This is a genomic window from Geobacter sp. AOG2, from assembly GCF_019972295.1.
In the GTDB taxonomy this organism is placed as follows: domain Bacteria; phylum Desulfobacterota; class Desulfuromonadia; order Geobacterales; family Pseudopelobacteraceae; genus Oryzomonas.
In genome coordinates, this window is sequence record NZ_BLJA01000001.1 from 3,177,608 (window position 1) to 3,192,150 (window position 14,543).

The following is a 14,543-nucleotide window of genomic DNA, read 5'->3' on the forward strand; positions in this document are numbered from 1 at the left end:
CCACTACCCAACACAGAATTGGAGGTAAGCAATGAAGCTTGTCGAGGCAATCATCAAACCGTTCAAGCTGGACGAAGTGAAAGACGCGCTCAACGATATCGGTATCGAAGGCATCACCGTCTCCGAAGTCAAGGGTTATGGCCGCCAGAAGGGCCACACCGAACTCTACCGCGGCGCCGAATATGTGGTGGATTTCATCCCCAAGATCAAACTGGAGATCGTTATCGCGGATGAGTTGGTCCCCAAGGTCGTCGAAACCATCGAAACCGCGGCCAAAACCGGGAGAATCGGCGACGGCAAGATATTCGTTATCCCTCTGGAGGAGGCGGTGCGTATCCGTACCGGTGAAAAGGGCAACGACGCGGTATAATCTCTCGCTTTACCAAGCATTCATACACATATTCATTTCGGAGGTTCAGTCATGGTACAAAGCTGTATCAACTCTCGTAAGGGTAATGAAGCCTTTTACAAGGCATCCCTGCCGCTACGCAGCTTGCGGCGGCTATGCGCAACCGTAATCCTCGCTGCACTCACCCTTCTTGCACCCCTTGCAGTTATGGCCGAAGAGACAACGGCCCCGGCAGCGTCACCGGCAGCAACCGCAGCGGCCCCTTCGGCAGCGGCTCCGGCCGCCATGGCGACGCCGGCCGCTCCGGCCACGCCGCCCGACGTCAAGCCGGTGCTGAACACCGGCGACACCGCCTGGATGCTGGTTTCCTCGGCCCTGGTGCTCTTGATGATCCCCGGCCTGGCCCTCTTCTACGGCGGCATGGTCCGTCAGAAGAACGTGCTCTCCACCATGATGCATTCCTTTGTGGCCATGGGCATCGTCGGCGTCCAGTGGGCGGTCATCGGCTATTCGCTCGCCTTTGCCCCCGACCTTGGGGGCGGCCTGGTGGGTAACTTCAGCAAGTTCATGCTGAACGGCCTGATCATCATGAAGGATGCGGCCAGCGGCACGGTGGACTGGGCCCTGTTCCAGAACTACACCAAGGAGCCGGGCGCAATCCCCGAGTTGGTCTTCGCCATGTACCAGGCCATGTTCGCCATGATCACCGTGGCCCTCGTCTCCGGCGCCCTGGCGGAACGCGTCAAGTTCTCGGCCTACTGTCTGTTCGTCCTGCTGTGGACCACGCTGGTCTATGACCCCCTGGCTCACTGGGTCTGGATGACCGACGGCTGGCTCTTCAAGAAGGGAGCCCTGGACTTTGCCGGCGGTACGGTCGTCCATCTCTCCTCCGGTATCTCCGCGCTGGCTTTCCTGGTGTTTCTCGGCAAGCGTCACGGCTACCCCCACGAGCGCATGGCTCCCCATAACCTGCCGCTGACCCTGCTGGGCGTCGGCCTGCTCTGGTTCGGCTGGTTCGGGTTCAATGCCGGTTCCGCGATTGTCGGCGCCAACAACTCCGACGCGGCCGGTGGCCTGGCCGCCCTGGCCTTCGCCACCACCACCATCGCCCCGGCCGCCGCCGGCCTCTCCTGGATGATCGCCGAATGGATCCATGCCGGCAAACCCAGCGCCCTGGGCTTCGGTTCGGGTGTCGTGGCCGGTCTGGTCGTCATCACCCCGGCCGCCGGTTTCGTGCAGCCGGGCGCAGCCCTGCTCATGGGTGCTGCGGCGGGTATCATCTGCTACCTGGGCGTGCTGATGAAAGCCAAGCTGAAATACGACGACTCCCTTGATGCCTTCGGCGTGCACGGCATCGGCGGGACCTTCGGCGCCATCCTGACCGGCGTCTTCGCCACCGTCGGCGCGACCGGCCTCCTGGCCGGCAATGCCAAGCAACTCATGATCCAGTTGATCGCCGTTGTGGCCGCGGGCGCCTATGCCTTCGTCGTCACCCTGATCATCTCGTTCGTTCTCGACAAGACCATCGGCCTGCGTGTGGAAAAAGAAGACGAGATCATAGGCCTCGACCAGACGCAGCATTCCGAAGCAGGCTACAATATGTAACCGGTCTTCTCCTCTGTGTAAAACCCCAGGAAGCCGCCCCTTTGCGGGCGGCTTCCGCCCATGCACCCCTGCGACGCCGGAGCTCACATGAAGACCCTGGCAGACAAGCATAATAACGACAACATCAATGAAGAACTGCTCAAACAGATGGCTTATAACGAAAAAATGGCCGAATTGGGGAGGATTTCGTCAGGTGTTGTCCACGAACTGAACGCCCCCCTCTCCGTGATTACCTCAGCTGCCCAGTTGATCCTGCGGGAGAAGGAGGTACCCGAATTCGTCCGCGAAATGGTCGGCCGCATCAGGTCCGAAGCTCAGCGCCTCTCGCAGTTGACGCGCGGCTTGCTCAATTTCAGCAGGCAGGACGAGGCCACGGAGGAGACGGACATCAACCTGGCGGTCGAGTTCATCCTCGACTTCCTTCTGTACGAGGCGGCCAAGCGCGGCGTCACCGTGTTGCGCAATCTGGATTATCACTTGCAGGCGATCAGGATGGACGGCAACCTGCTCAAGCAGATCCTGCTCAATATCATCATGAATTCCCTGCAGGCCATGGAGGATGGGGGCGGAAGGCTCCTGGTCGAAACCTCCGCCAATTCCGAGGGAGAGGTGCAGATCGTCATCGCCGATACCGGGCCCGGCATACCGGAGGACGTGCAAAAGAGGATCTTCGAACCGTATTTCACCACCAAGAAACCGGGGGAGGGGACCGGACTTGGGCTGTTCGTGACAAAGACACTGGTGGAAAACATGGGGGGGCGGATCGAGGTGCGCAGCCGCCGCAACCGGGGGACATCGTTCACCGTGACCTTTGTCGTGAAGGACGCGGAGTGAACCCGCTACAGTAACAAGCCGCTCCGGTTGCCGGGAGCGGCCTTTTTGTCTGATCTTCCGCCGTAAAAATTTTTCGGCTTTCCTTACAGGCCGCTTTCGGCCAACTCCTCCACCAGCTTTTTCTGCTCCGCGCTCAGGGACCCCGGCACCTGGATGGTGACCTTCACGTAGAGATCCCCCTTGGTGTTCGAGCCCAGCGGCTTCACGCCGCATCCCTTCAGGCGGATCTTCGTGCCGGGCTGGATGCCCGCCGGCACCTTGATGCGCTTGTCCCCTTCCAGGGTCGGCACATCCAGCGACGTCCCCAGGCAGGCGGCGCTGAAGGGTATGGAACGCTCCACGAACAGGTCGCCCCCGTCGCGGGTAAAGACCGGATCGGCCAGCACCCGGATGATCAGGTAGAGATCCCCCTGCGGGCCGCCGCCGTCCCCCGGCCCACCCTTGCCGGCAATACGGATCTTGCTGCCGTTTTCCACGCCGGCCGGGATCTTGACCTTCAACTCCTCGCGGTTGCCGTTCCTGCGGAAGGCCACCAGCTTTTCGGCTCCCTGGGCGGCGTCGCGGAAGGTGACGTCGGTCTCCATCTCGTGGTCCGCACCCTTTTGGGGCGCCGCCCGGAAACCGCCCCGCCCGCCGCCGCGCCCGAAGGCCCCGCCGAACAGCCGCGAAAAGATGTCCTCGCCCCCGCCCGCGCCCATATCCTTGTAGGCATTGCCGAAGTCGAAACCGCGGAAGATGTCCTCCTGGCTATACTGCCGATGAAAGCCGCTGGAGCCGAAGGTGTCGTACTCCTCTTTCTTCTTGGCGTCGGAGAGCACGGCATAGGCCTCGTTGATCTCCTTGAACTTGTCCTCGGAAGCCTTGTCCCCAGGGTTGCGGTCCGGGTGATACTTGACCGCCAGCTTGCGGAAGGCCTTCTTGATCTCGTCCGGGGTGGCGTTCTTCTCGACCCCAAGGGCCTTGTAATAATCCGTCTGTGCCATTGTTTCCATCCTTTATCGTGCTTCTCTCACCACGAAATGTAATGGTTGGACGGCCTCCTGTCAATGAATCCCTTCGGGGCCGCCCCCACATTTCTCCGCCCGGCCCCAAAAAGTTCACACACTCTTAACCTGACCTTAACGCCATCATCGGAGATAGTCTGGTACTTACTCCTCTGGAGCATCGGCACGCAACCGGGCTTCCCGGAGGCTTCGGGCGGCAGTCGCAACCTATACCAGATGAAGGAGGAAACGTACGCATGTCACACAATGATGAGAACAAGGAGCTTGAACCGGGAACGGTCGCGGGCATCGGCCGGCGCGAGTTCATCAAGCGCACCGCCGCCGGAGCCGGCGCAATGGCGGTGGGCATGGTCATGGGAGGCTGCGGGACCTCGTCGTCCGCGTCCACGACCAGCACGGTCGCCGCCGCGGTGCCGTCCAAGACCGCCTGGAAATTCGCCGTCATGAACGACTCCCAGTGGACCCAGGTCGATGACGGCTACAACCCCAACGGCACGCCGGTGGACATCATCAACAAGCTGAACCGGGAGTTCATCGACAAGGGCGTCAAGTTCGTGGTGCAGACCGGCGACCTGACGGAAAAAGCGAGCTCCACCACCACTACCACCGCCACCAAGACCGTCAACGGCACGACCACGACCTACACCTACACGAACGTCGCCGCCGAGGACACGCATGCGCTCTTCGCCCAGGCCCTGTACAACGCCGGGATCGGCTTTTTCCCCCTGCGCGGCAACCACGACAGCGCCACAACCACGGCCACCGAGTTCCAGCGGGCCTTCCCCCAGACCCAGAACGGCCAGATGAACGCGACGCCGGCGGATATCCTGAGCCTCAGCAATCCCGATTCCGACCTCCAGGCTTCCCCTACCAAGACCGGTTCCGCCTTCACCATGGGGTCCAACTTCAGCAGCCCCAGCACCAGCGCCAATAACCTCCTGGGGCTCTCCTACTCCTTCGACTACGGCAATGTCCGCTTCGTGCTGCTGGATCAGTTCAACACCGTCGACGGCCTCAATGCCGACGGCACCACCGCCTATTCCCTCGGAACGTCCATCGCCGCGCAGCAGAGCTGGATCGACACCGTCCTGGCCGGCAAGCCCACCGGCGGCCACGCCTTTGTCTTCAGCCACAAAGGCATGATCACCGAAGACCACACGGACGTCCTCTTCGGCTCCGACCCGTCGGCCACCAACTCTCCGGGGCTGGACGCCTTCATCACCAGCCTGCAGAACAACAAGGCCGGGTACCTCTTCTGCGGCCACGACCACATGTACGACCGCAGCCTGGTGGCGACCTCCGACGGCACGAGCGCCAAGGTGATGCAGATCGTGGGCGCTTCCAACAGCAGCAAATTCTACTATCCCGCCAACCCCTCCAACGACGCCACCTACTGCGGCGGCAAGCGCCAGACCCTTGCCAAGCAGGAACTGAACACCATCGGCTATTGCCTCGTGACCGTCGACGGCTCGCACGTGACGGTGGACTACTACTCCGCTCCCGCCTATCCCTCGCCGGTCAACGGCGGGGTGATCGCCACCACCCCGACCCTCACCTTCACCAAGCGGGAGACCTTCGGTTACAGCCTGAACGGCAGCCAGTTCGTGGTGGCGGCCGGCGCCGCCTACACCACGGTGCAGGACACCAGCCCGGCCGGCAGCGGCACCGTCGCCAAGGTCCTGGCCGGTTCCAACGGCTACACCGTGACCGACCCCTCGGGCCGCTTCTTCAGCGCCGTCGTCAACACCGGCTGGTATGCGGCCAACAGCACCGCCAGCGACATCCTGCTGCTGCGGGGCATGTCGGCCTCCCTGGGGAGCACCCAGACCGATATCTTCGCCATCTCCATGACCTATGACAAGACCAAGGTGACCGACGCCCAGGTCCAGGCCGGTACGTTCGCCCTGGCCACCCCGGACGACAGCGGCAACTGGACCAACGCCGTGAACAAGAGCACCGGCGGCACCAAGAAGTTCGTGCTCGGCGCCTGGAAATCCAGTTACACCCTGGGTACTTACGGCGTGGATACCGCCAGCGGCACCGTGTGGGCCGTCATCAACTACAACGGTTGCTTCGCCGCCGTGGCCGGCGTCTAGGACGCGGAAGGAGAGGGCATGTTCGGATTCGGCGTACCGGAATTACTCATCATCCTCGCCATCGTCATGGTGATCTTCGGGGCCAGCCGCCTGCCGGAGATCGGCGGCGCCCTGGGCAAGACCATCCGCAACTTCAAAAAGGCGTCCGAAGGCAAGGACGAGATCGAGATCAAGGCGAAAGAGGTATAGTGATCGCCACCGGCGTTAACGGTAAAGGCCCGCACATGGTCGTCATGTGCGGGCCTTTGTATTTAAGTCCCTATAAAGCGATAAAGCAGCTACGTCCCTTTAAGGGTACCCATCGGCACCGGGCTTAAATATGTCAATATGCAGACCTGATACCTCATTATTCCCCCTGATGGGAAATGCATAAGGTGTACATCCAAATTGTTCATTTTATGTAGAATGGAGACCCGCCGGGGCTCCACTCAATATTCCTTGAGATTGCTGAACTCGCCCCAGGCCAGGAAGTTTTTCGGCGACTCGACAAAGGAGTAGATGTTTTCGACGATGCTCAGGTGCTTCCGCTCCTCTTCGGCGATCTTGAGCAGGATCTCCCGGACCGCCTCGTCCTTTGCCTGATCGGCCGATTCCACGTAAAATCCGATCTCCTTCTCCTCTTCCTTTACCACGTGCAGGTACGCGTCGCGTTCGTTCTTCAGTTCCGTCATGAGTTCGCGCTTTGCCAGGAGGGGTTGGAAAACGCACGCGGCTTCCTCCAAAGCCTTGAATTGGGCCTTTGAGGGTTTGGCGTCCATTTTCATCTTTACCAGGGCATCGCGGTGTTCCTCCTCGGATGCAGCCAGAAGGGTGAAGAGATTCTTCAACTCCGGCACGGTGGCCGCCGTTGCCAGCTCTTCGTAAAGCTTTCTGGATTCCTCTTCAATCTTGATGGCACAATCGAAAACATTCATGGCTATCTCCTCTGTCTGGTGCGGGGAATGATGTGCACGTCAGGGGCAACCCTGAACTTTGAACCCACGTGGGTCATTGCCCTCCCCGGCCTTGTCCAGCATTATGTAAGGATAGTGTACCAGATGTTTTCCATATATCACGGCCGCTACCGTTGCGCGTCGGGCTGATACCTTCAGGCTTCGCGGACCGCTTTATATTTATTGCACCGCAAAGCCCCTCTGAATCGGAGGGGCTTTGGTGGTTTGAAGAGTCCGGTTGTGTGGTGGAGAGGTTGGGGCGAGGGGGGGGTAGAGATGCCGGGGGAAAGGCGGTTTATGGGTTGCCGGTGGCCTGGTTACTCCGCAATTTCAGAAAGGCGTCCGAAGGCAAGGACGAGATCGAGATCAAGGCGAAAGAGGTATAGCGATCTCCACCGGCGTTAACGGTAAAGGCCCGCACATGGTTGTCATGTGCGGGCCTTTTTTAATGGGATGCGCGGGGTGGTTTGTGTTCGTGTGGTGAAGCGGTCGGTGAGAGCTTGGGAGGGGGGATTCGATTGAAAAGAGGGGTGTTCCCTGCTTAAGGCCCTATAAAGCAATAAAGCTGCTACGTCCCCTTACGCCTCCCGTTTGCACTTTCCTGGTTGAGAATATTTAAATGTGTTGAACCTGGCCCCTAGAAGTCTCCTAATTTTGGTCGGCATTTAAGAGTTTGCAGAAATGATAACACGGAAAATTTCCACAGTCTCCAGCGGACGATTGATGCTTTCCCCGTTCGACGCCCTTCGTGCGGAACAGGGTGATTGTAAATACGTGCCGAAGCCTTGGCCAAAGCCCCGGATATCATAACGTTCGGGGCGAAAGAGTCATCTGGTATCTGTTTAGTGATATTTTTCAATAACTCGGAACGTACCAACCTGTAAGGAGTATTTACATCCATAACTCCTTTACCGAATATAGTTTCGACCGTCTGCCTCGATACAAAGCTAATGAACGAACGGCTATAACTTTGTTCCCTGCCCTGGCGAAAACCAAAGAGAGCGTCATATTCCTTTCTGCGATTCCATAATTCCTTGAAATGTTTAGGCTTCATCTCGTCATCGCTGTCAGTCTGGAAAATCCATTCGGCAAGATTAACGCCCATGTGGTAGCCCTGAAGAATAGTTGGACCGTGTCCACTGTTTTTTTTGTTGATAATTTTTATATGATCGTTTTGAGCAAATTGAGCCAGTTTGCTTTCAGTTCCGTCTCGTGATCCGTCATTTAACACAAGCATCACAAAGTTTATATTTAGACCTGACAGCTCCTTATACCAGGATAATACCACATGCTCAATGCAAGCCTCTTCATTGTATACTGGCATTACCAAGGCCAACTCAAATACCATATGGGCATCCTTTGTCAATATTCTCTGGTGATAAGTTTAATGATGTTATATCAGGTAATTTAGTCCATATTATGGTGCCAGATATGTTACCTGAGGTATAAAAGGCTTAACTCCAGACCAATCTGAATTATATAGACCCATTTTTACATTATTTAACAATTCTTCCCTTGTAGTTTTCCTGGCTATTCCAATGATGTCCCATTGATATATCAAATAATTAACCCTTTCATCGGGTATATTTGCTTTAATATCGACCAAAAAAATACGATTCCGGGAAATTTGATTGATACTCAAAGGGTGCATATCAATTCTTTGAATAGTTGCCCGCAACATCGAGCCGGATATGGCAAATATGCATATCAATATAATGGATAAGTGCATAATATTATACGATTTATCTGACCATTTTATGCTTAAGGCATGATTGTTCAGGGAAATAATTGATGCTCTATCCCACATATTGAAGGTGGTGAGTGCAACGATGAATGAAAAGAACAATGTGGGCAAAAAAACAAGGTTGGAGCGCTCCACAACAAAACCAGGTGTACAGGCAAGTCCCATGCAGATAAAACACGTACTGATCTGGCGTGCATAAGTATCGAATTTTCTGATCGTGATTAAATAATAAAGCAGATATATTCCGAGGATCATACCCCAAGAATATGTTAATAAATTTATTAACAAGCTTCCAGTCTGTGCATTTGGCGGTCGTAGGCTTAAAAATTCTTTTGATGGGGAACCGCCAACAATCCACATGCTCATTTTGATATGGTTGATAATTCCAGTCAATGAACTTGAGGGCAACATGGTACTGGTACTTGTTTCAGGAACGTAAATTTTACGAAGCACAAGTGAAAGAAGAGCAATACTAAAAAATAATATAAAATAAGTAGAATACTTAATAATATCTGCTTTAGTAGATTTTAGTGTCAACCATCCAAGAGATAAGTTTGTGTTATTACATTTGCAATAATATATTACGAAAATAATCGGCATTATCAGGAATGCTACCAAACTGTCTTCACGCGCCCATAAGGCCATCCACACCAAAAACAGAGACAATAAACCAAAATATACTGACTTATTTTTAATAAACTTCATCATTGCTACTATAGCTATAACAATTAGCAAGTTCTGAAAAACATGTATTCCATCAGCAACCCAAATTATATCCCCAGAAAAAGCTTTCGTAGATACAAGAATGAGTAGTGCCAATGCAATCTGGCCTCGATTCAGACCAAACTTGAAGCCGATCCATCCAACAAACCATAATAAGCTTGACATTAAAATAAGCAGAAACAAGCGATGATTGGCCGGTGATTCGCCTAGGAACATATAGCGGAAATGATTGAACCAAGTAGTGAACGGTCGAAACCCAGGAGTCTCAATTCGATCAACGTCCCAAGTGCTCGTAAATACCTGACTGAGTTCATTTGAAGTGAATTTGCGAATTAAATGCAGGTCATCATTATTCCAATAATAATTAAGACAAGGCCAGTGAAATAGGAGCCAATATCCAGACAAGAGGATTACAAGGATTAATAGAAAAGTGCGGTCATTGACCGTCCTGACTCGCAAAAACATTCTTGAAAACAAGCCAAATTCCACATTGCACTCCAATAGATTCAGTTCAAGTACGACACATACGTCATTAATGGTCTGATGCTCTTAGCCCGGCCCTAGCCTTGAAACTCATTGTCAGTTGCTACTGCTCGGTACCTCGTTTTATAAGCCCTCCTTATTAAAGCAAACCCATTTCTACTCTCCGCATCCACAAACATCAATCGCAAAATCTATATGTTAAAATAATTAACACTTTCTCAAAAATGTTAAAAAAATTAACATAAAAAGACTGTTTCAGCCGTCTTCGCCAAACCACCCGGTATCACACAAAAAAAACCTCTAATTGCCGCCATGAGCCCCTTTTTGTATCATTTTGACCCCCCTCCCGCCCAAACATCAAACCCAAAAAATATCATCTATCCACGAACGACACGAAAAACACGAACGGGAACAAACAACCGGGGGATAGGGGGTGGTCGATCCGTTTTTTCCCGCTTGACAAGCACGGTTAATGTGACTAACATTTAGTTATCCGAACAATTCGGGTAACTATTTTTATGTGCGGGACGAATCATGGAGCAGATCGAACGCATAGCCCAGCTTTACCCGGTCATCATGCGGGTCATGGGGAGGATCAGGAGCATCGTCCATGAGGGGATGGACCTGACCTACAACCAGTACAAGATGCTCTTGACCATCTACGACAAGGGCAACTGCACCCTGAACGTGCTGGCCAAGGAGCTGCAGATCGCCATGAGCTCGGCCAGCGAGATGGTGGACCGGTTGGTGAACCTGGGGTTCGTGTACCGGACCGTGGACGAGGACAACCGCCGCCAGGTGATGATCTACACCACCGAAAAGGGCGAGGAGTTGATCCGGGAATTGCGCCTGGGGATCGTGGAGAATTACCGCACCCTGCTGGAGCGATTGCCGCCCAAGGATCAGGAACGGCTGGTGGTGGCTTTTGAAAGTCTGGCGGAGATTCTCGGCAAACTGGAATAATGCGGATCAGAACTTAGCTGGGTGCTAAGATACCCAGGTTGTTCAAAAATAGTCAGATCGTCGCACCCGCAGAAGGCCCTGAGGAGGCGTAGCAGCGCTACGCCGCACGAAGGGGCCTTCGAGGACGGTGGCGAGATGGCTGTTTTTCAACAACCTGCTAGACGGCAAGAAGGGGGCGGGGATGAAAAAGATAATCGTGGTCGGCGGCGGGATTTCGGGATTGGCTACGGCCTGGCTGCTTCGGGACAAGGCGCGCAAGGCGGGGGTGGAGGTGGACCTGACCCTGCTGGAGAAGGAAGAGCGGATCGGCGGCAAGATCCTGAGCATCAAGGCCGACGGTTATACCTGCGAGTGGGGCCCCAACGGCTTTCTGGACAGCAAGCCCCAGACCCTGGAGCTGTGCTCGGCCATCGGCGTGGACGGCCATCTGCACCGGAGCAACGACAATGCCCGCAAGCGCTTCATCTATTCCGGCGGAGAGCTGCACCGCATGCCGGAAAACGGTTCGTCCTTCCTGAAAAGCCGCTTGATCTCCTGGCCCGGCAAGCTGCGCCTGGCCCTGGAGCCGACGCCGTTCATCGCCAAGGCCCCCGTGGGGGTGGATGAAACCCTGGCGGCGTTCGGCCGCCGCAGGCTGGGGCAGGAGGCGTTGGACAAGCTGATCGCCCCCATGGTGTCCGGCATCTTTGCCGGCGACCCGGAGACCATGTCGCTCATCTCCTGCTTCCCGCGCATTGCCGAGCTGGAGCGGGAGTACGGCGGGCTGGTGCGGGCCATGATCATGCTGGCCAAGAAGAAGAAAAAGGAGCGGGCCGCGGGCAAGGCGGTCTCCAGTGCCGCCGGGCCGGGTGGGGTCCTGACCTCGTTCCGCGAGGGCATCCAGTATCTGACCGACGCCCTGGCCGCATCCCTGGGGGACATCGTCAAGCCCTCCAGCCCGGTGACGGCGGTGGAGAAGGGGCAGAGCGTTCCCTATCGGGTGCGTTGCGCCGACGGCAGCGAACAGGACGCGGACGTGGTCATCGTCGCCGCCCCGGCCTTTGCCACGGCCGAGATGCTTGCAGGCCTGGATGCCGGGATCTCGGGCGTGCTGCGCCAGATCCCCTATGCCACCATGACGGTGATCTGTTTCGGCTACGAGCGCGACCGGGTCGCCCATCCGCTGGACGGCTTCGGCTATCTGATCCCCAAGAAGGAGGGGCGCAGCATCCTGGGCACCCTGTGGGACTCCAGCATGTTCGAGAACCGGGCGCCGGAGGGCAAGGTGCTTCTGCGCAGCATGATGGGCGGGGCCAGTTTCCCCGAATACATCAAGCTGAGCGACGACGAGGTGGCGGCACGGGTGAAGCGGGACCTGAAGGATTTGATGGGGATCGAGGCGGACCCGTCGTTCGTGCGCATCTTCCGCCACGAGCAGGCCATCCCCCAGTACACGACCGGGCACGGCAAGCGGCTGGAAGCGCTGGCAACGGGGCTACAGGCCCATCCCGGCCTGATCCTGACCGGCAATTCCTATCGGGGCATCGGCCTGAACGACTGCGTGGCCGCGGCCCAGCGGGCCTCGGACGAGGCCTTGGCGCTGGCGTAACCGGCCACGCACCATCGTTGACCACAGAAAAGGGCCCTGCTTCGGGCCCTTTTCTGTTGGGTGCTCTGCACGTATGTCCGTTAGTTTTTTTGCGGCACGTCACAATCCCCCTCATCCGCCCCTCCGGGGCACCTTCTCCCGCTGGGAGAAGGGACACTCATCATCTCCTCTCCCACCGGGAGAGGGTGGCCGAAGGCCGGGTGAGGGGATAAAGCAGGGATTTGTTTCCATTGCAACGACTAAACCGGACAACGTCTGGTCGCTATGCGGATATTCCGCGATGGCTGTTATTGCTTCCGCCCCTGCCGCGCCCGCTGGTTGGAGCCGTAGATGGTGTCCCGTTCCGGCGCGGCCCCGGTGGAGACGGCCTCAAGCCACTCGTCGGTGCTCAGGACCGCCGCAAAGCGCGACTGCATGACCACCGTGACCACCCGGTGGATCTCCTCGGCGCTGGCGCTGCCGGCGCGGTTGGCATAGGGGAGCGAGCCGGTGGCGTCGGAGAGGAATTCGACGCCGAAACCGGCGTGCACCGCCTGCACGGCGGTGGAGAGGTCGCAGTTGTGGGTCATGTAGCCCGCGATGACGATGGTGTCGATCCCCCGTTCCCGCAGCCACGCTTCCAGGCCGGTGCCGGTGAAGGCGCCGGGCATGTTTTTCCTGACGTAGTGATCCCAGCCGCGCGAGGCGACCACCGGGTGCAGCTCCGCGCCGGGCGTCCCTTCGGCCATGAACGGCGCCGTCGCCGGGTTCACGTTCTGCACCGCCACCACCGGGATGGCCGCCGCCCTGGACCCGTCCATGGCCCGGCCGATATTGGCCAGGGAGTGCTCCACCGGCGGATATTCGATCGGCAGGTTGCCCCCCGCATAGTCGTTCTGCACATCGATCACAATCAAGGCCCTGTTCGGTTTCTGTGTCATGGCGGTTCCACTTTCTCCTTGAGCTTTGATCCGGATTATGCCCCCTTTTTCCCTTGAAAAAAAGTGGCCCGAATGACAATAATTGATTAAATCGGGCCAAAGATGTTCCCCATGCCGGGAGGCGCCATGCACACGCAAACCATTGCCGTCATCGCATTCGACCACATAAGCCCCTTCCATCTCTCCGTGCCCTGCATGGTCTTCGGCGAGGACCAGCGCAACCCGGATGCGCCGCGTTTCAACCTGATGGTCTGCGCCGCCGGGAAGGGGGTGCTGCGCAGCAGCGCGGGATTCGAGATCCGGGCGCACCACACCCTCCGGGATGCGGAACGGGCGGACATCGTGATCGTGCCCAGTTGGCGCGATACGGACGAGGCCCCGCCGGAAAGCCTCCTGACTACCCTTGTCGCAGCCCACCGGCGCGGCGCGACCGTGGTGGGGTTGTGTCTGGGTACCTTTGTCCTGGCCGCCGCCGGGCTGCTGGACAACCGCCCGGCCACCACCCACTGGGGCTGGTCGGACGATCTGGCGCGGCGCTACCCGCGGATCGCGGTCAAGCCCGACGTGCTCTACGTGGACGACGGCGATGTGATCACCTCGGCCGGGGTGGCTGCCGGGATCGACTGCTGTCTGCACATCCTGCGCAAGCTCCACGGCGCGGAGGCGGCCGTCCGGGTGGCGCGGCGCATGGTGGTGCCGCCGCACCGGCAGGGGGGACAGGCGCAATACATCGAGATGCCGATCCGGGGTCATGCCGCCGAAGACAAATTTTCCCGTAACCTGGAATGGCTGCTGGGACACCTGGACCGACCGTATACTATCGATACATTAGCGGAACATTTCGTAATGAGCCGCCGTAGTTTTACACGCCATTTCCGTAACATTACCGGAACCACCGTAGGGGTATGGTTGCTCCACCAAAGGCTGGCCCTTGCGCAACGTCTTCTGGAGACCACCTCCGCCCCCATAACCGTGGTCGCGCAACAGGCCGGCTTCGGCTCCGAAGCCGCGCTACGCCTGCATTTCAGCAGGGAATTGCATACGTCGCCATTCCGCTACCGCAAGGAGTTCAGGGGCGCCGGAAACCCCTCCTGAACCCGCATCCAGGCGCCCGTTTTTCCGCTGAAAAGCCACGGCGAACCTTGACAGTAAGGCCTATCCAGCGTAATTTGAGACAGCTTCGTTACGATTAACTCTCCCGGGAGAGGACATGGATTCACGGGATAAAGCCCCATAGGCCGGATAAAAAGCCGCTCAGGTCAGCAGGTCGCTGATGGGGCGGCTTTTTTTCGAGCCGGAGCA

General features: G+C 57.3%; 13 protein-coding genes. 8 read left to right on the forward strand and 5 right to left on the reverse strand.

What is annotated here, in order from left to right; all coding sequences use genetic code 11:
- Positions 1–31 precede the first annotated feature (31 nt).
- The 3 genes from LDN12_RS14455 (at position 32) to LDN12_RS14465 (ending at position 2,788) form a co-directional block, all read left to right on the forward strand.
- Positions 32–370, forward strand: coding sequence for a P-II family nitrogen regulator (locus LDN12_RS14455; protein ID WP_223923365.1), 339 nt, complete (start codon positions 32–34; stop codon positions 368–370).
- A gap of 186 nt (positions 371–556) precedes the next feature.
- Positions 557–1,954 (forward strand): ammonium transporter, encoded by a 1,398-nt coding sequence (locus LDN12_RS14460; protein ID WP_223924074.1) that lies wholly within the window; start codon positions 557–559, stop codon positions 1,952–1,954.
- A gap of 87 nt (positions 1,955–2,041) precedes the next feature.
- Positions 2,042–2,788, forward strand: coding sequence for a sensor histidine kinase (locus LDN12_RS14465; protein WP_223923366.1), 747 nt, complete (start codon positions 2,042–2,044; stop codon positions 2,786–2,788).
- A gap of 83 nt (positions 2,789–2,871) precedes the next feature.
- On the opposite strand, the gene LDN12_RS14470 is transcribed toward LDN12_RS14465, so the two are convergent.
- Positions 2,872–3,771, reverse strand: coding sequence for a DnaJ C-terminal domain-containing protein (locus LDN12_RS14470; protein ID WP_223923367.1), 900 nt, complete (start codon positions 3,769–3,771; stop codon positions 2,872–2,874).
- Between the two features lie 257 nt (positions 3,772–4,028).
- Here LDN12_RS14470 and LDN12_RS14475 point away from each other — a divergent pair, with 257 nt between their 5' ends.
- Positions 4,029–5,888 carry a metallophosphoesterase gene (locus tag LDN12_RS14475; RefSeq protein WP_223923368.1) on the forward strand — a complete coding sequence of 620 codons (1,860 nt, stop codon included), beginning with the start codon at positions 4,029–4,031 and terminating at the stop codon, positions 5,886–5,888.
- 18 nt (positions 5,889–5,906) lie between these two features.
- The gene (locus LDN12_RS14480) at positions 5,907–6,077 is read left to right on the forward strand and encodes a twin-arginine translocase TatA/TatE family subunit (protein WP_223923369.1); all 171 of its coding nucleotides are present in this window, start codon (positions 5,907–5,909) and stop codon (positions 6,075–6,077) included.
- A 239-nt stretch (positions 6,078–6,316) separates the two neighbouring features.
- Here the strand turns inward: LDN12_RS14480 and LDN12_RS14485 are convergent, their stop codons facing one another.
- The 3 genes from LDN12_RS14485 to LDN12_RS14495 form a co-directional block, all read right to left on the reverse strand.
- On the reverse strand, positions 6,317–6,802 hold the full coding sequence (locus LDN12_RS14485; protein ID WP_223923370.1) for a ferritin family protein: 486 nt from the start codon (positions 6,800–6,802) through the stop codon (positions 6,317–6,319).
- Between the two features lie 655 nt (positions 6,803–7,457).
- Entirely contained in the window at positions 7,458–8,168 is a 711-nt protein-coding gene (locus LDN12_RS14490; protein WP_223923371.1) for a glycosyltransferase family 2 protein, read from the reverse strand.
- A gap of 69 nt (positions 8,169–8,237) precedes the next feature.
- Positions 8,238–9,776, reverse strand: coding sequence for a hypothetical protein (locus LDN12_RS14495; RefSeq protein ID WP_223923372.1), 1,539 nt, complete (start codon positions 9,774–9,776; stop codon positions 8,238–8,240).
- A gap of 528 nt (positions 9,777–10,304) precedes the next feature.
- Here LDN12_RS14495 and LDN12_RS14500 point away from each other — a divergent pair.
- Both LDN12_RS14500 and hemG read left to right on the forward strand, forming a co-directional pair.
- Entirely contained in the window at positions 10,305–10,733 is a 429-nt protein-coding gene (locus LDN12_RS14500; RefSeq protein WP_223923373.1) for a MarR family winged helix-turn-helix transcriptional regulator, read from the forward strand.
- A gap of 181 nt (positions 10,734–10,914) precedes the next feature.
- A complete protein-coding gene (gene hemG, locus LDN12_RS14505; RefSeq protein WP_223923374.1) occupies positions 10,915–12,321 on the forward strand; it encodes a protoporphyrinogen oxidase in 1,407 nt (468 codons plus the stop codon).
- A 287-nt stretch (positions 12,322–12,608) separates the two neighbouring features.
- Here hemG and LDN12_RS14510 read toward each other — a convergent pair whose 3' ends face one another.
- Positions 12,609–13,241 carry a cysteine hydrolase family protein gene (locus tag LDN12_RS14510; RefSeq protein ID WP_223923375.1) on the reverse strand — a complete coding sequence of 211 codons (633 nt, stop codon included), beginning with the start codon at positions 13,239–13,241 and terminating at the stop codon, positions 12,609–12,611.
- A 126-nt stretch (positions 13,242–13,367) separates the two neighbouring features.
- On the opposite strand from LDN12_RS14510, the gene LDN12_RS14515 reads away from it, so the two are divergent.
- A complete protein-coding gene (locus LDN12_RS14515; protein ID WP_223923376.1) occupies positions 13,368–14,336 on the forward strand; it encodes a GlxA family transcriptional regulator in 969 nt (322 codons plus the stop codon).
- Positions 14,337–14,543 lie beyond the last annotated feature (207 nt).